The sequence below is a fragment of the Lentimicrobium sp. L6 genome, assembly GCF_013166655.1.
In the GTDB taxonomy this organism is placed as follows: Bacteria; Bacteroidota; Bacteroidia; order Bacteroidales; family UBA12170; genus UBA12170.
Genome location: NZ_JABKCA010000040.1, coordinates 1 through 18,726 on the forward strand (window position 1 = coordinate 1; position 18,726 = coordinate 18,726).

At 36.3% G+C, this 18,726-nt stretch carries 13 protein-coding genes; 8 read left to right on the forward strand and 5 right to left on the reverse strand.

All coding sequences use genetic code 11. The features are described 5' to 3' along the window. Positions 1-311: T9SS type A sorting domain-containing protein (locus tag HNS38_RS11155; RefSeq protein ID WP_172346473.1), on the forward strand; the 311-nt coding region annotated here is incomplete at its 5' end. A 231-nt stretch (positions 312-542) separates the two neighbouring features. On the opposite strand, the gene sfsA is transcribed toward HNS38_RS11155, so the two are convergent. The 3 genes from sfsA to HNS38_RS11170 all read right to left on the reverse strand — a co-directional run bounded on the left by sfsA (position 543) and on the right by HNS38_RS11170 (position 8,007). Beyond that, entirely contained in the window at positions 543-1,220 is a 678-nt protein-coding gene (gene sfsA / locus HNS38_RS11160) for a DNA/RNA nuclease SfsA (RefSeq protein ID WP_172346474.1), read from the reverse strand. A gap of 125 nt (positions 1,221-1,345) precedes the next feature. Beyond that, positions 1,346-6,157 (reverse strand): C25 family cysteine peptidase, encoded by a 4,812-nt coding sequence (locus tag HNS38_RS11165; RefSeq protein WP_172346475.1) that lies wholly within the window; start codon positions 6,155-6,157, stop codon positions 1,346-1,348. Positions 6,158-6,384: 227 nt separating this feature from the next. After that, on the reverse strand, positions 6,385-8,007 hold the full coding sequence (locus tag HNS38_RS11170) for an ATP-binding protein (protein WP_172284445.1): 1,623 nt from the start codon (positions 8,005-8,007) through the stop codon (positions 6,385-6,387). Positions 8,008-8,362: 355 nt separating this feature from the next. On the opposite strand from HNS38_RS11170, the gene HNS38_RS11175 reads away from it, so the two are divergent. The 3 genes from HNS38_RS11175 (at position 8,363) to HNS38_RS11185 (ending at position 12,739) form a co-directional block, all read left to right on the forward strand. Continuing rightward, entirely contained in the window at positions 8,363-10,000 is a 1,638-nt protein-coding gene (locus HNS38_RS11175; protein WP_172284444.1) for a lectin like domain-containing protein, read from the forward strand. Positions 10,001-10,046: 46 nt separating this feature from the next. Then, the gene (locus tag HNS38_RS11180) at positions 10,047-10,526 is read left to right on the forward strand and encodes a DUF6790 family protein (RefSeq protein WP_172284443.1); all 480 of its coding nucleotides are present in this window, start codon (positions 10,047-10,049) and stop codon (positions 10,524-10,526) included. Between the two features lie 68 nt (positions 10,527-10,594). Then, a complete protein-coding gene (locus HNS38_RS11185) occupies positions 10,595-12,739 on the forward strand; it encodes a glycoside hydrolase family 97 protein (RefSeq protein ID WP_172346476.1) in 2,145 nt (714 codons plus the stop codon). 69 nt (positions 12,740-12,808) lie between these two features. Here HNS38_RS11185 and HNS38_RS11190 read toward each other — a convergent pair whose 3' ends face one another. Continuing rightward, entirely contained in the window at positions 12,809-15,379 is a 2,571-nt protein-coding gene (locus HNS38_RS11190; RefSeq protein ID WP_172346477.1) for a phosphoenolpyruvate carboxylase, read from the reverse strand. Positions 15,380-15,575: 196 nt separating this feature from the next. Between HNS38_RS11190 and HNS38_RS11195 the strand changes: the two genes are divergently transcribed. Further along, complete coding sequence (locus tag HNS38_RS11195) at positions 15,576-16,178, forward strand: YdeI family protein (protein ID WP_172283182.1); 603 nt, start codon at positions 15,576-15,578, stop codon at positions 16,176-16,178. A 116-nt stretch (positions 16,179-16,294) separates the two neighbouring features. Then, positions 16,295-16,510: a DUF5808 domain-containing protein gene (locus HNS38_RS11200; protein ID WP_216663699.1), complete on the forward strand. Its 216-nt coding sequence runs from the start codon at positions 16,295-16,297 to the stop codon at positions 16,508-16,510. A 16-nt stretch (positions 16,511-16,526) separates the two neighbouring features. On the opposite strand, the gene HNS38_RS11205 is transcribed toward HNS38_RS11200, so the two are convergent. Further along, on the reverse strand, positions 16,527-17,441 hold the full coding sequence (locus tag HNS38_RS11205; protein ID WP_172283180.1) for a T9SS type A sorting domain-containing protein: 915 nt from the start codon (positions 17,439-17,441) through the stop codon (positions 16,527-16,529). Positions 17,442-17,628: 187 nt separating this feature from the next. Between HNS38_RS11205 and HNS38_RS11210 the strand changes: the two genes are divergently transcribed. Together HNS38_RS11210 and HNS38_RS11215 are read left to right on the forward strand one after the other, a co-directional pair. Continuing rightward, the gene (locus HNS38_RS11210) at positions 17,629-18,003 is read left to right on the forward strand and encodes a hypothetical protein (RefSeq protein WP_172283177.1); all 375 of its coding nucleotides are present in this window, start codon (positions 17,629-17,631) and stop codon (positions 18,001-18,003) included. Positions 18,004-18,048: 45 nt separating this feature from the next. Beyond that, positions 18,049-18,504, forward strand: coding sequence for a hypothetical protein (locus tag HNS38_RS11215; protein WP_172283175.1), 456 nt, complete (start codon positions 18,049-18,051; stop codon positions 18,502-18,504). Positions 18,505-18,726 lie beyond the last annotated feature (222 nt).

Here is an 18,726-nt window from a genome sequence, read left to right on the forward strand (position 1 = left end):
ATATGGAGGAGTATTCCAATTCAAAAGAAGTTTTGGTGAGAACTTGTTTGGGAGTAAACCAGCAAAATGGATATTATCTAGAAGTTTATCCCAATCCAGCCACCAATCAAATTACTTTTGAGCTGCCCAACATCAATAAACAAAGCCAGCTCCAAATTAAAGATATCTATGGCAAGGTCATCGCTACACTAATAATAAAACCAAATCAAAGCAAGCTCATATGGGAATGTAGTGGTATTGCCAGCGGTGTTTATTTTTATGAGGGAGAGATTTCGGGGGAGGTCTATCGTGGGAAGTTTTTGGTAAAATAAAAAATTAACCTTGTCGGGGCGCGACTCCAAGTCGCACCCCGACTGGATAACCATTAGAAACGATGGAATACAATTCCATCTCAGCAGTTTGTACTTTAGTTATAAATTCTATCTCTATGCGGTCTCTGCGTGTTTTCCCTTAGCCGGCCTTTGCGTGAAATCTTAAAAGTTGAGAGCTTAAGAGCTTCAATGTTTGAGTAATAGCCAAGGCCAATAACCAACAGCTCATCTTTAAAGCAACCGATAAAAAGAAATCTCATTCTCGCTCAAAAGTACTTGCACAGGATAAACTTCTACTCCTTTTGCTTTGGCATTTTTGAGGAGTCTATCATATTCGGGATCTATCTTTTTTGCAGTTCCAAAGCTATCTACATCGCTTCTTTGTATCAGGTAGATCATGGCGGCTCGTTTCCCTGCCTCCACCAGTTGCATGAGTGTTTTGAGATGTTTTTGTCCACGAGTAGTGGCTGCGTCCGGAAATAATGCTCTGTTTCCTTCCCTCATGCTTACGTTTTTTACTTCCATCCACACTTCTTGCTCTCCATCTTTACCAAAAATATCAAATCGAGAATCCCCAAATTTCACTTCTCGTTTTAAATGGCTTAAGTTAGTAAGTCCAGGAATCAGCTGCTTAGAAACCAATTCGAAGGCAATAGTATTGGCATTATTGGTATTTATTCCCACCCAGTTGTTATTAATCCAAATCATTTCCCAAGTGAATGGCGTTTTGCGTTTGGGATTATCGGCAGGGGAGAGAAGCACAGGAGCTCCTTCTTCTATGCAACTCGTCATGCTTCCTGTATTGGTACAATGGGCTGTTATGATGGAACCATCCTCTAGTTCCACATCAGCTAAAAAGCGTTTGTATCGTTTAATGAGCTTCCCTTTTACTAAGTTATTGAATTGCATAGGTGTTTTGTTAAATAGGTATTGGCACTAAGGCACGATGTTTCTTAAAGTCAAAAGTAAAAAAAAACTGGCCTCCCGAAAACATCAGAAGACCAGTAATATTTAATTAGACCGAAGCCTCTTTATTATTTTCTAATCACAAATCGCTTGTTGATCACGCTTTGCTCTTGAGGAATCATGATGAAATAAACACCATCAGATAAATGACTCAAGTCGATATCAATTTGTTCATTAATATTAGAGGCAGCAATGGTATAAACCACTTCACCTATGCTATTATGAATAGTAATATCAGCAGATTTTGATAACTGACCGTTGATTTCTAATTTGAATAGTCCGTTATTAGGATTAGGCATTAAAGCAATATCATTAGCTGATAATTCACCTAAACCTGTACAATCTTGGAAATGAACCATCATTTCATCAGAACCTTCACAACCTGTAGGATTTGTTACCACCACGCTAACCGAAACATCACCAGAAGCATCTGCCATGGTTTCATCAATATCTATGGTTTGGTCTGTAGCTCCAGTGGACCAAGCGTAGGCACTTCCTTGATTTTGAGCATCAAGAGTAAGAATGATGTGATTACAAACTATAGTGTCTAATCCTAAATCAACACTTGGCGATTCCATAACCGTGATAGCAATAGAACCTTCACCATTTCCATGACATTCATTGGCATCAATAATAGAGATAAATCCTAATTCCATGCTTTCATCTGAAACAGTGAACTCAATCATATCAGTACTGTTTACCACTTCAAACTCTTGTTCATTTCCTTCTGCACCCACTTTTAAATTCCAAGGTGAAGCTCCAGTCAGTTCCACATTAACTTCTACTAAACCATTGGCACAAACCTCAGCAGCATCTCCAGAAAGAATAGCGTTAGGAAGTTCATTTACAGTGACCATTGCAGAACCTTCAGCAGTTCCCACACAAGAGTTAGCATCAGTAATATGCATCAAGGTATAGTTCATGCTAGCTTCAGGGCTAAGTGTTAGTTCATAAGGACTTTCTGTGGCTTCGAAGAATAGCTCTAAACCATCCTCATCGTTTACCTCTACATTCCAAGGACCATTACCTGTCAGGTCAATGCTAAGAGCTGTTTCAGAACCCGCACACATACTAGCATCAGCATTAAATGCTGCACTAGCTTGCTCGTTTACAGTGATGGCTAAAGCTTCCGAAGCAGGACCTTCGCCACAAACATTATACTCGCTGACAACTAGGTTTAATTCTCCAGCAAATCCTTCGTTGAATGAAAGGTAAGCGGTATTGCCAACAGCATTTATTATAGCAGCATCCTCAGGGCTAATAGTCCATGTGTATGTGCCCTCACCAGCTATGGTATAAACCATATCTTGTGCTTGATAACATACTATTGCTTCACCGGCAGGCATTTCAGCTTGCGCAGGTGTGCTAACTATTTCAAGACTCATGGTATTGCTTACAGAACCAGTACTGCTTGTAGCGGTTAAAGTAAGTTCTGCAGCACCATTATTAATATCGTCAGTACCTAAAGTATAGATAGGATCAACAATGTCATTTGCGGAGAAGGTACCATCACCAGAAGTGGTCCAAGCTAATGTTTCATAATCAGCAGCTCCACCTTCTAATTGATAAGTAGTTTCTGTATTACAAATTTGAGCATCATCACCAGCATTAGCAGCAGGAAGCATCATTGGAGGAAGAACAATAAAATCTACCCAAGCACAATCACTTCCGCCTGTAGCAGATCCATCTTTTACATATTTCCATTTTAAGGTATGAACTCCAGGGCTGATTGAATAAACGGCTTCAGTCCAAGCTACTTCACCATCCCAGCTGCCTTGCTCTGTATTATCAATATAGAATTTTAGTTTGTCATAACCACTTTCTGAGCTTACTTTATAATAGAAGCTGATGACATCTTCCATCATTACTTCGTATTCAAGAACCAGTTCGCTGGATTGGTTATGTCCAATAGGGGACGATTTTGCACTGTATTCACCTTCATAAGATTCGTCATCTACAATTTGCCAATCAGCATTACCTGCAAAAGACCAATCATATTGAGTGAAGTCTCCAGATTCCCAATCTTCAACGATGAGGCCAATAGAAATGCCAAACTCTTTGCTAGCGGAATAAGGACCAGCATTTACTTCTGTTGTTATCACAGCAACGCTACCTATTGATGCATCAACGGCAGATTCTATATCGAATTCTGCGATAATCATATCAGCACTATCGATGGTAGTAAAAGTAATGTCAGCAGTATTTACAGTTAAATAATCAGAAGCACTAATGAGGTTGGCAATTCCTTCTGGAGTAGCACAACGACCATTGTTAGCAATTTGAATACTTAGGGTAGCTTCTTCTCCTGGATCTAATCTGCCATTATCATTACCTGATGTTTCAGTTAATTCCATATTTAGAATCTCTAAAACTGGGGCGTATCCTTTAATGGAGAATGAACTTTCCCAAACATCTGTACCATTTGTGGCGCTGAACTCAAAAACAAAGCTATGGTTATCAGGAATTTCTTCAGCTACAGTAAAAGCGAAAGCAGCGTCATGGCTTAATTCTTCATCCACATTAATATCACCAAAAGACTCTTGGTTGTCAATGAGTGTGATTAAATCATCATCACAAGTTATGGTCACTTCAACACCAGAAGCCATTTCAGTACCTAGGTTTTTAACGCTAAAGTTAAGAGCGATTTCTTCGCCAAAATCAACTTTACCATTATTATTTCCTGCAGCATCATCCACTTCAAACCCTGTTTTAACCACATATGGTCCATCAGGAGCAATCACTTGGATATATCCTTCATGACGGTAATAGTTTTGCTTGGTCACCACCACTTTAATCATAGTTCCCGGAACTTGAGCTTCGATGGTTACAGGAGCAGAAACACCTGTAGCTTCATCAACACCTATTAATTCTCCATCTACTGAGAAAGCAATCATTGCACCTTCTTCAGCCTGGATATCGATAAAATCTGGACCACTTACTAATACTTCACTATAATTAATTTCCATTTCCATAGGGACCTCAGTATAAACAATATTGAAGGCATCTCCATGGTGATGGAATAAGCGATATGTGATTTGTTTACTATCGGTGTTATAAGGCCAATTTGTATAAGAGAGGAAGTATTTACCAGCAGCGTTACCAAAGGCAGGACGAAATTCTCTTTCTTCTACTTCTGTTCCACCATAATCGGGCATAAAGTCGGGCCACATATTGTCAAAAACCCCCCAAACATAAGCATCATTTACAAAAGAGTAGGATACTTGAGAAGCAGCTGTTAAGCTTAAAGCACCACCACTTGTATACCTATGGAATTTCTCTGCAAAACATTCACCAGCCATATCAAAACGACCAGTTAGGCAATTGATAGAGAAAATATGTCCAATTTCGTCAACATTATTTAATTGGTTGATATAGCTAGATGTGAATGCGGGTTCTCCCCAACCAGATTCCATACCATGGTCACGGTGTTGTAGGATAAAAGCACCATCATTGATAGCATTTACTACATCAGTAGCTGTTCCACCACTCCATCCACCCATTTCGCCTGGAGTTGCAGGTAAATAACCTAAACCATCAGGGCCAAAATATGAGGTAACTTGGTTGGTATTAGTAGCTGTAGACCAAGGGTCGTTATTAGGATTTCCACCATAAACGGCATTGATACGAACTGGATCTTTTCCTAGAACTTCTCTCATATAACCTCCAACAGTCTCCGAACAAATCTGAAACCACCTTTCGGTTTGCCATCCTAAAGCTGTAATTGGTTTATTATAAAAATCAGCATCAGTAGGAGGTGTTCTTTCATACTCTAAAAACTTAGTTACCATAGTTTCCATTTCAGCATAATCACGGCCTGTCATACGTGCGAAAACGAAATCAGGAAGATCGTTTCCAGTATAATCGGCAAAATAATTATCAGTAATAAAATTACCTGAATAAGGATGGGGATATGTTTTTGAAGTGATGGTATTGTCATCATTACCATAGTCGGCCATTAATAAAACACCAGAAGGAACCGGATCCCAAGTTTCGTATATGGTATTAAAATAATCTTTTAAACCTTCTAAGTTGTTTCCGCCCATTTCATCAAGGGTAACCACTTTAGTAGTGATGCCTTGTTCTGTACGGAAAAGTTTGATAGAATCGGCCCAAGGCAAAAACTCATCATTATTAGGCACCAAAATGAGGTATTCACATCCTTCTTCTTTAGTTGATTTATTCATTTTTGAATAATCTACTTTAGGAAGAGCTTCAGCATTATAAACGATATCATCTAAAATCTGATCCCAGTATTTGCTTCGGAAACGATCTTCACCATATTGGCCATTACCACCTATGATTTCCACTTCCACTTCTAGGTTTTTATAAACCACAAGTTCTTTAGTGATAGGGTTATATTGAAAAGGATTCACGCTTACTATGGCGAATGTCATACCGCGAATTTCAGTAGTTTCTGTTTGAGCTATCTGAGCTGGATAGAAAGCATTTTTCTGATAAGAGCTTCCTTTTACAGCTGGCTTGGCTTCCTCAGTATCAAAAGGAATGGCAGCGGCAGGAGCAATTTCTATGTTTTCATAAACTACTTTGTTTTGATAGGTCACATGAACTTTGGATTGTGCTCCATTTGGAATTAACAAATAGCGAGCAGCACTTCCTAAATCGGGCATACCTTCTTCTGCAGGAAACATGGAAAGACCATATTCCAGTTGTTTCATATTTTCGCCTTGAATTTCAACATCGAATAAATTAAAACTGTGAACGCTGTGACTTAGCTTGATAGCGCCTTTACTACTTGATTGGATTTGAAATCCATTAGTTTGTGCATTTTCATCAAAGACATAGGATTGGGCACTAGAAAGCATAGCAAACCCCAATAAGATGACCATGATAAAAGACATTTTTGGTAAGAGTGATCTCATGATTTTGTGATTGGTTAGAATTAATAAGGCGCTAATATACAAAAGTAACAGAGAATAATTATACGCTTGGATCTATTTAGGTGTATTTTGGAAGGATTATAGAGAAGTGTTATTAGGCAGAACCTCAGTGTCTTTTTAGTGATTGTGAAGGATGGTAATTTATACAGCCTCTATATGGTAAAAACCTTTTAAAATAGAAATATATTTTATCAAAGCTTGACTAGTTCTCAGCAGTGGTTATTTGGAATTTGAATAGTGAATTTCGTTCCTTTATCAACTTCTGACTCCAAACTCATTTCGCCATTTAATATAATTGCATATCCCTTTGAAATGGAAAGGCCAAGTCCAGAACCTTCGTAACCATTAGAATGAGAAAAATCGGCTTGCACAAATTGTTCAAATATAGAAGCTTGTTTTTTTTGTGGGATGCCAATTCCAGTATCTTGAATTATAAATTCAGCCATGGTATCAGTTATGGTATAGCTTATTTCTACAGAGCCTTTGTGAGTAAATTTAATAGCATTTTTAATAAGGTTTGTTAGGATGGAATTCAGTTTATATTCATCAGTAAAAAATGGACCGGTAAATGTTATTTGTTCATTGAGTATTAATTCTAATCCTTTTTTTTGGGCTTCTTGGCTGAAAAAGTTTTGAAGTTCATGCATGATGAGCATGATATTGACATCTTGATATTGCGGTGTTTCCACTCCTGATTCTAATTTTGAAACATCAATAATATTATTAATGGTATCTAACATTCTATATCCACTTTTTTGGATAATACCAATAAATCGTTCTTGCTCTTCATGTGTGTTTTCTTCAGATTTTAGAAGCTCAGCAAAACCAATAATTCCATTCATTGGAGTTCTGATTTCATGACTCATATTGGCCAAAAAGGCAGACTTAAACTTGTCGCTTTCTTCAGCTTTAATTTTTTCCTTCTCTAACTCACTCATTATTTTGGAATTCAACTCTAATTGTTCTCGGAGGTCTTGGGTTTTATTTCGAACTCTAATTTGCAATACCCTATTAATGACAATAAGGAATAAGATGAGTAGTATAATAAGTCCACTTGATATTAAAAGTGTTTTAAGGTATTTATGCCAATCATTTGGTCCTCTATTATACTTAGTAATCCATTTATCATGTATTTTTTGGTATTCTCCATTGGCTAATATTACTTCTAATCCATTATTTAATAATTCAGCTAACTCTGGAGAATCTTTGGATATTTTAAAACCCATATTTCGCTCTAGAATACGATGCTCAGTAGCTTCAACATATTCTTTGTTTAGTTTCTGAGCATAATACATACTTCCAACTCTTTGAGAAATGATACAAGTCACCTCTTTGCGATCTAGAGAAAGAATTAATTCTTGATAATTATCAATAAATAAAAATTTAGCAGATGGATTTATTGAAAGTACATAATGGATCAAAACATCGTTTTTCCACATGGCCACAAGAGGTTGGTTTTTTGTTCTTAGAAACTCCAGTGAAAAATGATTGATATTGTTGGTATTATATAAAAAACAATGTGAAGTATTTATTGCAGAACGAGTATAAATAAATTGACTTTCGGGACTCCCAGGGTAATGATCACCACCAATAGCTTGAATACTACCATTATTAAGTTTTGAATTAATGGTTACCCAATCTCCTCCTGTAGTAAAAATGTCCGATTCATAGAGATCATCAATAGCATTTAGGATATCTATATTAAAACCTACCAGTTGACCTTCCTCACTTAAATAATTATAGGGAGGATAATTATCACTAAACATGATATGGTATTGAGCAGATAAGTTGAAGGAAGTGGCTAGAAATGCTAATAAAATAAAATAACGCATTGAATATTTATTTTCCTAAAGTTCTACGATAAGTTTTATAATCTCGGTTATTGCAAATATATACTTTTAAAAAGGAATACCTATTATTTCTTAAATTATACTATTTCCAAATTTAGAATGTAGGGCCCTTTAACATGTTTTATTTAATCACTTTAAAAAGAGTTAATTGATCGATTCAACTTTAAATTTAAATTTTATGATTTTTTTAAGAAATGTGATTTCACCGAAAAGAACCCATAAATACCGGGTTTTCAAATTTTATTTAATAACACTTGCTATCCCTTTTCGATTAAATGTAACTTTAAGTAACCAATTCGCGTAAACGCAGTTATTAAAAATCAAAAAAGGCACAAAGATGAAGAACTCTATTGTGTATTTGCTTTTTTGTCTTTCCTCGATATTAACATACGGACAACCACCAACAACATTCAATTTAACAAATGTTAATGGTGAGAATTATGTCACCAGCGTAAAAAGCCAATTAGGTGGAACATGTTGGGCATTCGGAAGCATGGCTGCCATGGAAAGTAACCTTTTGATGACCGGAAACTGGGAGGCACAAGGTGAAGTTGGAGAGCCCGATTTAGCAGAGTATCATTTAGATTGGTGGAATGGTTATAATGAATATTTTAATCAAGATCTTGAAGAGGCCTATAATAATGGTCAAGGCTTAGAAACTCATATGGGTGGTGATTATAGAATGACCACTGCCTACATTTCTCGTCTAGAAGGAAGTGTTAGAGAGATAGATGCCGAAAGCTATGATGATCCTTCTGAAAGAAACCATCCCAATCATCATAAATATTATCCAAAAAGTGTAGAATGGTATAATGCAGGTGACGATTTATCCAATATAGAACTCATAAAGTATAAAATCATGGAACATGGGGTAATGGCTGTGTGCATGAGTTATTCCAACGATTTTATGAGTGGAATAAATCATTATCAGCCAACTTGGGATAACCGTGAACCAAACCATTCTGTTTCTATTATTGGATGGAATGATAATAGAGAAACTCAGGCTCCCGGTCCTGGTGCATGGTTGGTAAAAAATAGCTGGGGTAATGACTGGGGAATGGCAGGTTATTTCTGGATTTCATATTACGACAAACATGCTTGTAAAAACCCTGAAATGGGAGCTATATCATTTATTGATGTAGATATTTTAGATTATGATACGGCCTATTATCATGATTATCATGGTTGGAGAGATACATTGACAGAAGTATCAGAAGCTTTTAATGCTTTTATTGCTAATGAAGATGAGGATATTGTGGCTGTGAGTTTCTTCACTGCTGGAGAAAATGTTGAGTATCATGTAAAAATATACGGTCAGTTTACCGATGGTACCGATGGAGAGTTATTGGATGAGCGTATTAGCCATGTTGGAATGATTGAGCATTCGGGTTTCCATACTATTGATTTACCTGATTATGTAACATTTCTTACTGGCGAAAAGTTCTATGTTTATTTGGAGTTAAGTCATGGCGGTCATCCATATGATAGAACCTCTTTTGTACCTGTACTTTTAGGAGATGTCAAAGCTGCAACTAAGGGTATGGTGCCTAGTACAACAAAGGAAAAACAAAGTTTTTATAAAGAAAATGGATCTTGGCTCGATTTTTACCATTATGATGAACCGGGAGATTACCAAAGTACGGGGAGTTTTTGCATCAAAGCCTTAGCCCAACATAATCATATTATGGGACTTCAGGCTGTTGATCAGAAAACAGGAGGTTTCCTTAATTTTGCTCCAAATCCATTTACTTCTTCTGCTAGTATTTCTTACGAAATTCCAGAAGCATCTATTGTGGAGATTGAAGTGTACTCGATAAAAGGACAGATGGTTGAAGTTCTTAAATCAGAGAAGCATATGAGTGGTTCACATCAAATCTCATGGAATAATAATACTTTAACTACTGGAGTATATTTTCTAAACATGAAAATAGATGGTCAGTTCTATGACCAAATGAAAATTGTAAAAGTGGATTAGGGGTCGAATATTTTTCGTATATTTATTAGTTCAAAACCTACGGCTTATGTTTTTCAAAATATTAGATATTTCTAGAATCGTTTTAGTTAGCCTCGCTTTTTATTTCGGATATCAAATTGGCTTTGCCGAAGAAGTTTATAATGCCAAAGCTCAGTTACATTTTATGATTCCTATTATTATTGGTGCAGTAGCAGGAATATCAGGATTGGAAGGGATATTTCTAAGTAAGAAATCTGCAATTGAAAAAGGATTTGCAGTAGATAGTAACTATCAAAAACAATCAGCTATTGCATTGCTTTCCTATGCAACAATTGCTATTTGGGTTTATTTTGCACAATGGGGGATTATGGCTGAACTTACTATTTTATTTACTTTTCTATTCTTTCTCTTTTTTGCGGCTATCAACCATGCCTATGATGCCATTAGCAGGAAAAATTACAAATGGCAAAACATCAACCGACCATTTATTACCTTTTTCCTAATTCTAGGATTGATATACCCTATTTATAAGGTGCTTTCACACTAGTATTAAATTTCTTAAGATTATTATTCTAAATTTGCTGTTAATTATAAAACAAAACTCAAATTTTTAATATGTATAAAAAGCTATTCCTTGTTTTTATAGTCGGCTTGGTATCTTCCTATGCCTGTCATAGATATGCGAAAAATGACCTCAGTCTAAGTTCTCCATCCGAGAGAATTAAAATAGAATTCAGTCTAAATGATTTAGGAACACCATTTTATCAGGTTGTTTTTGATAATAAAGATATCATTAAGAAGTCTAGTATGGGATTCGATTTATTGGATGCACCCGCATTAGATAAAGGTTTTGAAATCATCGGTTCAGAAGAAATGATGATGAACGAAAACTGGGAAATGCCTTGGGGAGAGCAAAGAATGGTGAATAACCATTTTGAAGAACTCAAAGTGATGTTACAAGAAAAAACAGCACCCAAAAGATTAATGAATATCTATTTTAGAGCCTATGATGATGGTGTTGCTTTTAGATATGAATTCCCAGAGCAGAATGGTGTAGAGGAGTTAATGATTGTTGACGAGAAAACAGAGTTTCAGTTGACAGGTGATCATAAAACATGGTGGATTCCTGGTGATTGGGATATATACGAACACCTTTATAATACTACAAAAGTATCGGAAATAGATGCCTTAGAAAAAGCCAAACATGTGAATCTGGCTCAAACCTCTATCCCCTATAATGCTGTGAATACCCCAGTAACTATGCGTACAGAGGATGGTATTCATTTGAGTTTTCATGAAGCCAATTTAACGGATTATGCTGGCATGACTTTAAAGGTTGATACAGGTAGTTTGGTCTTAACGTCTGGACTCGTAGGCTCCAAAAACCATAAATACAAAGTTAAGCGAAGCCTTCCTTTTGTAACGCCATGGAGAACCATTCAAATAGCAGATGAAGCCAAAGATTTAATCTCCTCTAAACTTATTTTAAACCTAAATGAAGCCAATAAACTTGGTGATGTGTCTTGGTTTAAGCCTATGAAATATGTGGGTATTTGGTGGGAAATGCATTTGGGAATTGCTACTTGGGATTATGGAATGACTCAAAATATGAATACTTGGGAAGATACAGGTAAAGCACATGGTAAACACGGAGCTACCACAGAAAATGCCAAAAGATATATCGATTTTGCTGCAAAGAATGGAATGAGTGGTATTTTGGTGGAAGGCTGGAATACAGGCTGGGAACATTGGATTGGCTTTGAAGATCGGGAAGGTGTTTTCGATTTCGTCACTTGCTATCCTGATTATGATATTGAAGAAGTAGTTCGATATGGAAGAGAAAGAGGAGTGGAGTTGATCATGCATCACGAAACTTCTGCCGCGGTTACTACTTATGACCAACAAATGGATACCGCTTTTGCCTTAATGGAAAGCCTAGGAATTCATTCTGTAAAGACGGGGTATGTGGGAAAAATTATTCCTAAAGGCGAATTTCACCATGGGCAATGGATGGTGAATCACTATAGAAGAGTTTTGGAAACTGCCGCCAAATATAAAGTCGCTATTAATGCCCATGAACCTATTAAAGCTACCGGAATTCGTAGAACTTTACCAAATGCAATTGCTCGTGAAGGGCTTCGTGGACAAGAATTTAATGCTTGGGCCAATGATGGCGGAAATCCTCCTGAACATTTAACTATTGTTCCTTTTACAAGAATGCTAGCTGGTCCTATTGATTTTACACCAGGTGTGTTTGATATCAAATTAAGTAAAAAAACACCAAATCCAAACTGGGGAGCTGAATTGAAGAATCAAATCAACACTACTTTGGCCCATCAGCTGGCTTTGTATGTGGTTTTGTATAGCCCTATTCAAATGGCTTGCGATCTTCCTGAGCATTATGAAGGAAACCCAGCTTTGCAGTTTATTAGAGATGTGGGAGTAGACTGGGAACAAAGCATCGTCCTTGATGGTGAAGTAGGTGAGTTTGTAATAATAGCTCGCCAAGAAAGAGAAACCATGAACTGGTTTGTTGGTGCAGTTAGTGATGAAAACCCTAGAGATATTACCATCGATTTTAGCTTTTTAGAGGAGGGTAAAAACTATAAAGTCATTGTTTACAAAGATGGAGAGGAAGCCCATTGGAATGATAATCCTTTAAGTTTGGTTATTGAAGAAGTTTCGGTTAACAAGAACAGTAAAGAGACTTTTCATTTGGCTGCTGGTGGAGGTTTAGCAATTAGTTTGATTTTGGATTAGACTAATTAAATTAAATAAGAGAGCTGATATTAATGAATATCAGCTCTCCTTGATCTTAAGAATTATTATTTACACAGAATTCCTACTGGCATTGATATTGCCAAAGAGGGAGCGCATAACCATTTTTTCATATTCCTTTACAAAGGGGCTGTTGTTGCCCTCTTTAATCTTCTGAATTTGGATAAGAGCATATTGTTGAATGCTAAGTAGAGGCAATACTACCTTTTCTCTCAGCTGTATACTTTTTCTACTTCGGGCATTGTCTTCTAAAAGCTCATGCTGTCCAGAGATTTCAAGTACTAGCTTTTTGGTGAGTAGATATTCATTATAAATCATAGTCCAGAAAGAGCCAAACTTAGGATCGTCTTTCATATAGGCGGTGAGTGCAAAATTAGTCTTACTCATGCTTTGCATACTATTGCTGATAAGCGCTTTGAAGAAAATAGATTCTTGATACAGTTGCTTGCATGCTGTTAGTTGGTCTCTGTCATTCTCTTGTTCTAGAGCCGTTCCTAAACCATAAAAGCCAGGGACATTTTGCTTCAATTGACTCCATGCTCCTACAAATGGGATGGCTCGTAAGTCTTCAAATACTAAACCTTCACTTTTACCTCTTTTCGATGGGCGACTGCCTATGTTGGCCATGCCATAATATTTTAAGGTGCTGCGCTCCTCTAAGAATGGAATAAATAGAGGATCCTGTTTTAAAGCTTCATATTTTTCAAAGCTAGATTCCGATAATTTCTCCATTAAAGAACGTTGCTCTTGGTTGAGTTCTGCTGATGCTTTATTGAAAAGATTGTTTTCGATGCCTGCAGTTAGCAAATGGCTTAAATTATGCACTGCTGCTTCTTTAATTCCATAATGGGAGCTAATGGTTTGGCCTTGAACTGTCATTTGTATTTGTTGACTTTCTACTTGTTTCCCCATGGCGGAGTAGAACATATGTGCATTTCCTCCTCCACGAGCTGGTGGTCCTCCTCTGCCATCGAAGAATAAAACTTCCACTTGGTTTTTTCTTGAAACAGCAGTCATCTGTTCTTTAGCTTTTAGTATGGACCAGTTGGCGGTGAGGTAACCTCCATCTTTAGTACCATCAGAAAATCCCAGCATCACCGTTTGCTGCATTTTTCTTTGCTCCAGATGGATCTGATAATTTTTATTCTGATAAATTTCTTGCATGGATTCTCCAGCTCCACTTAAATCATCAACAGTCTCAAATAATGGCGCGATATCCACACTCAATTTTTGATTTCCCCAAGCACACCAATGTGCTAATGCTTTAACTTTAGCTACGTCTAAAGAGCCACGACAATTGCTGATAATATACCGATGGGCTCCAGCTTCTCCGTTTTTCTCTTGAATTTTCTGAATGACTCCAAAGGATTCTAAAGTGTCTTGAAGGACATCATCCTCCAGTGGTTTCCATTGAATGCTTTCTTTTGGACTGAGAAGGAAATCTAATTGTAATTCTGTTGAAAGTTGTTCCCAATTTGAAGGGAGTAGTTCAGGATTTTGTTCAACAAGAGCTAGGAAGGCCTTGCCAATCATCCTACTGTCTTGACGAATATCTATACTTGCAAAATAGAAGCCAAAGCTTTTTACTTTTCGTTTGAAATTTTGAAGTTTTCCTAAAAATAGGCTTTGATGATCCTTTATGAGGAGTCTTTCTATCTCATTGATTCTTTCAATAAGGTAATTGATATTTAGTTTTGAGCTATTGCTTTTTCCAGTTAATTCGTTAATAAAGTCGGTGTCGAGTTGTTCGAGTATGTCGCTTATCACCTTAAAACTAAGGCGACGTTTGAGCTCCTTAATGTCTTGAGAATAACAGGCGATAATATTGAAACGTAATTTCTCAGCTACTTTTAGAGTAGTATCCACTTTTACAAAAGGATTTCCATCGCGATCGCCACCCGGCCAGAAACCTAATTTCACCAATTGGTTTTCTTGGCCTTCTTCTTGAGGAAAATCTTGTTCAATTTTATCCATTAATTCACCAACCGCTGGATAAAATACATTAGAAAGATACCACATCAGGCTTAGGGCTTCGCTATATGCTGTTGGTTTTTGTTTTTTATAGAAGGCGGTTTTTCCCAATTGTTGCAATAAATCACGTGATAAAGCTACATCTCCATTTTCTATGGATGTCTTTAAATCGCTTGCAATGGCTAAAACAGCTCCAGGGTAGAACTGTGTGGGATGAGCAGTTAATACTACTCTGACTCCGAAACTCTTCATCACTTGTTCTGCTTGTTCTTCCATCCTACGACGTTTCACTTTATTACTGATTCTTGACCAGGAGTCTGAATCACTAATGCGGTGGATTTTATTGTAGGCAGCCTCCTCTAAGGCATCTATCAATACAATTTGTCTTTCTACATATTGTATGACTTTAAAAAGAAAAGTGATTTGTTCTTCCTCAGTAAAATGGCTTTTATGCTCCTGAAAGAAATCGGTGATAATTTGTTCGGGAGATTTCTCCTTTTCTAAACCAGAACTACAAGCTTCTTGTAGCAAAGGTAAAAGGAGTCCTGTTTGCTCAATGGCATCTAGAGGTAAGGTTAGAAAAAGGCTATTATATAATTGGAATTTCAGTTCAACTAATTCTTGATATGATTTTTGGATGTTTTCGCTCATAATAAATAGGGTTTCTGCAAAGCTAATTATAAAAAGTTTTTAAATGATGAATAGATTGTGAAGGAATGTTTAAAAATGAGAACTCTGTTTCGACTTTAGTGCCGATTCCTTTTATTTCTTATTTTTTGGTAAATTGCATTCCCGATAATGCAAAATTGAGTCAAAACTGCATTGTGGCGAATGCAAAATCAAGTAAATGAGAAAAGGAAACACAGTAGATGAGTATATTTTAGCAGATGAGAGATGGCAAGCTGAATTGCTTTTATTGAGAGAAATTATTCAGGATTCGGAATTGGAAGAAACCATAAAATGGGGAGGACCCGTTTATACCATCAATAATAAAAATGTATTGGGAATGGCGGCTTTTAAAAACTATGTGGGGATGTGGTTTTTTCAAGGTGTATTTCTAGAAGACAAGTTTAATAAGTTATTGAATGCCCAGGAAGGGAAAACCAATGCTATGCGGCAGTGGCGGTTTTCTAATTTGGAAGACATTGAGCAAGATGCAAAGTTCATTAAGATATATATAGAAGAGGCTATAGAAAACCAGAAGCAGGGTAAAGAACTCAAGCCCTCCAGGAAAAAGGAAGTTTTAATTCCTGTTGAGCTTAAAGAGGCATTGGAAATAAATCATGTTTTAAAAGAGCGATTTGAGTCTTTGAGTAAATATAAGCAGCGTGAGTATGCCCAGCATGTGGGTTCTGCAAAACAAGAAGCCACGAGATTAAGGAGATTAAAAAAGGTGATACCAATGATAGAAGCTGGAATAGGCTTTAATGATAAGTATCGAAATTGTTAGCTATTCTTTATCTATGTGATAAGGATGATATCTTCTAGGTTTTAGGGCATCAATTTTAATTACCCGCTGGTAATCCCCTTTGGGGTTTTGCTCCCTTTTTAATAAAAATTGATCATATGAAAAAGAAAGAAAAGAATAAACATTACGATATTATGCTCAAGGATCCTGATAATTGGAAAGCTTCTTTTTATGTTAATTCTAAAGACCCAAGAGTAATTGTCCCCAAAAAGAATCCTAAAATGGGATGGACTTTGAATTTTGGGAATGTCTATTCCTACTTACTTTTAATAGCAATTATAATTCTTTTGATAGCTTCTAAATATCTAGTTTAATTATTAGTACTCCAATTTATTTCACAATTTTTCTTATAATCTTATCGCCCTCCACATTCAATTCTAATAAATAGATTCCCTTTGGATAAACTTGAAAATCAATTTCATTCTTTAGTATATCGAGTTGTCCACAGTTTAAAACCTGTCCTTGTGTATTAATGACTTTATAGCTCATGCTTTTGGAAAGTTCTGTGTTTTTAATAATTAATCGATCCTGAACAGGATTCGGATAAGTATTAATATCATGAGCCATTTCTTCCATGCCAACATTGATATAATAGTGACAAGAGTCTTGTCCATTCGGTGAGTTGATATAATAGGTCTCTGTATCAGAATAGCATAAAGTCCATAATTCCCATTCAAACTCCGAAGTAAATGGGGACAAGAAGTCTTTTGTGCTTCCAATGCCTTCAATCCAAAATTCTTCTCCAAATAACAACTGTTGGTTGTGAATGGAATATGTTTTTCTATATGTATCACCCATTAGAATGGAATCTATTGAGCTAACTGTAATAGTAGTGGCTTCTTCATTAATTGGTAATTCCATGCCAACACTTAAATTATTGAAACTATACAGCAAGTGCTCTTCTGAATGATTTGGAAACTCATGTCCACTTGGGGTTGGGAGGAAATCTGCATCGGGGAAGAAGAAAATATTTTTGTTTTCATCCTCGCGCAAAGCACCAATATAGTATGGCGTTTCATCAAATTCTACATCTTCAAAATAAATCTTTTTATAGTCTATTGAATTGATAGTCGTGTCGCCGTCCATTATATAATGATAGTTTGAAATACTTGACCACATATCCGGAACATAGCCAAAGTGAAATCCATTCCATTGGGCATTTTCACTAGGAAATGGAATATAATCTTGTGCAGAAATATTTTGAAGAATAATGACGCTGATGATGAGCAGTAGGGCTTTTTTCATGATTTCTAGTATTTACGGTTTAAGTGTGTTCAAATATAAAAATATTTATTCAAATATTTTGTAGAATTATGGAAAACATTGATTAACTTTATGTTGAGAGATTCAGGAAAAGAACAATAAAGAGAAAATATAAATAATGGGCTGGTAAAAATCTTTTTTTACACCATTATAATCTAAAACCAAAATGATGAAAAAAGCACCTATCGATACTCTTATCGCTAATTGGGAGAATAATTGGAATCAGCATAATGCTCATGGACTAAAGAATATGTTTTTAGAGGATGTCATCTTAATAGAAAACGATATTATTTGTAAAAGCATTCAAGAGCTGGATGAGAAATGGATTCAGCCAAACCTGAATAATGTGAAGGATTTAAAAACCTTTAAAATGCAGGAATGGTCCACCGAAAGTAGAGCTGGCTATACAGGGACTTATGAAGTGGAAGTGACTATAGATTCTGTAAATAATAAACTAAAAGGAGTTTTTACCGTGACTTGGATGAAGACAGAACAAGAAGAATGGAAAATATCTTCGGCAATGATTCATGCATTCCTGACTTAAATTTGACAGAATTGTCTAAATTAGCCTCCTCAAAATAATAAGAGGATGAAAAATATTTGGTCAATTATAATGATTTCTGCATTAGTTATGTTGAGTTTTTCGTGTAATAAAGACGAGGAGTCTTGCGAAGCTACTATAGAAAATAGTGGGATAATAGTGAGTTCTGTTTCTATTAATTCCTGCGATGAGCCTTTCTATGATAAAGCCTTTCTGATTACTAATAATGAGGAATTGGATGCTGTTTTGGCCACCAATAATAATTGCGCTAAGCCTGAAATTGATTTTTCTGAAAATGATTTATTAGGAATGTATGCTTTCACCGCCAATACAGGTAGCTATTATCGCGAAGTAGTTAAGGATACCGCAAATACTCAATATATTTATACGGTAACAGTGACCAATTGCGGAAGTTGTAATTGTCTGAGCCAGAATATGAACTGGGTAACTGTTCCCAAGTTACCAGAAGAATGGACCGTTAAATTTGTTAGAGACCTCCCTTAGCCTGATTATTTCATGCCATCTGCTTCGGTGCTAACTCTTTGAAATGGGCGACTATGCCTGCTGAGTTAGTCGCCTCATATGTGACACAAACTAATCGCATGAATTATTCAGGTTAGAATAGTTTGTGTATTTTTTTCTTTTTTAATTCCGATTTTGTTTATCTTCCGAGTCGACCTTTTCTCCACTTTATCAAACAGATTGGTTCCCAGAAATAAAGAGGTT

Coding starts and splice junctions, on each gene's coding strand:
- HNS38_RS11180 (WP_172284443.1), top strand. CDS start 10,047: ATGTTTTTCAAAATATTAGATATTTCTAGAATCGTTTTAGTTAGCCTC.
- HNS38_RS11210 (WP_172283177.1), top strand. CDS start 17,629: ATGAAAAAAGCACCTATCGATACTCTTATCGCTAATTGGGAGAATAAT.
- HNS38_RS11170 (WP_172284445.1), bottom strand. CDS start 8,007: ATGCGTTATTTTATTTTATTAGCATTTCTAGCCACTTCCTTCAACTTA.
- HNS38_RS11185 (WP_172346476.1), top strand. CDS start 10,595: ATGTATAAAAAGCTATTCCTTGTTTTTATAGTCGGCTTGGTATCTTCC.
- HNS38_RS11195 (WP_172283182.1), top strand. CDS start 15,576: ATGAGAAAAGGAAACACAGTAGATGAGTATATTTTAGCAGATGAGAGA.
- HNS38_RS11175 (WP_172284444.1), top strand. CDS start 8,363: ATGAAGAACTCTATTGTGTATTTGCTTTTTTGTCTTTCCTCGATATTA.
- sfsA (WP_172346474.1), bottom strand. CDS start 1,220: ATGCAATTCAATAACTTAGTAAAAGGGAAGCTCATTAAACGATACAAA.
- HNS38_RS11215 (WP_172283175.1), top strand. CDS start 18,049: ATGAAAAATATTTGGTCAATTATAATGATTTCTGCATTAGTTATGTTG.
- HNS38_RS11205 (WP_172283180.1), bottom strand. CDS start 17,441: ATGAAAAAAGCCCTACTGCTCATCATCAGCGTCATTATTCTTCAAAAT.
- HNS38_RS11200 (WP_216663699.1), top strand. CDS start 16,295: ATGAAAAAGAAAGAAAAGAATAAACATTACGATATTATGCTCAAGGAT.
- HNS38_RS11165 (WP_172346475.1), bottom strand. CDS start 6,157: ATGAGATCACTCTTACCAAAAATGTCTTTTATCATGGTCATCTTATTG.
- HNS38_RS11190 (WP_172346477.1), bottom strand. CDS start 15,379: ATGAGCGAAAACATCCAAAAATCATATCAAGAATTAGTTGAACTGAAA.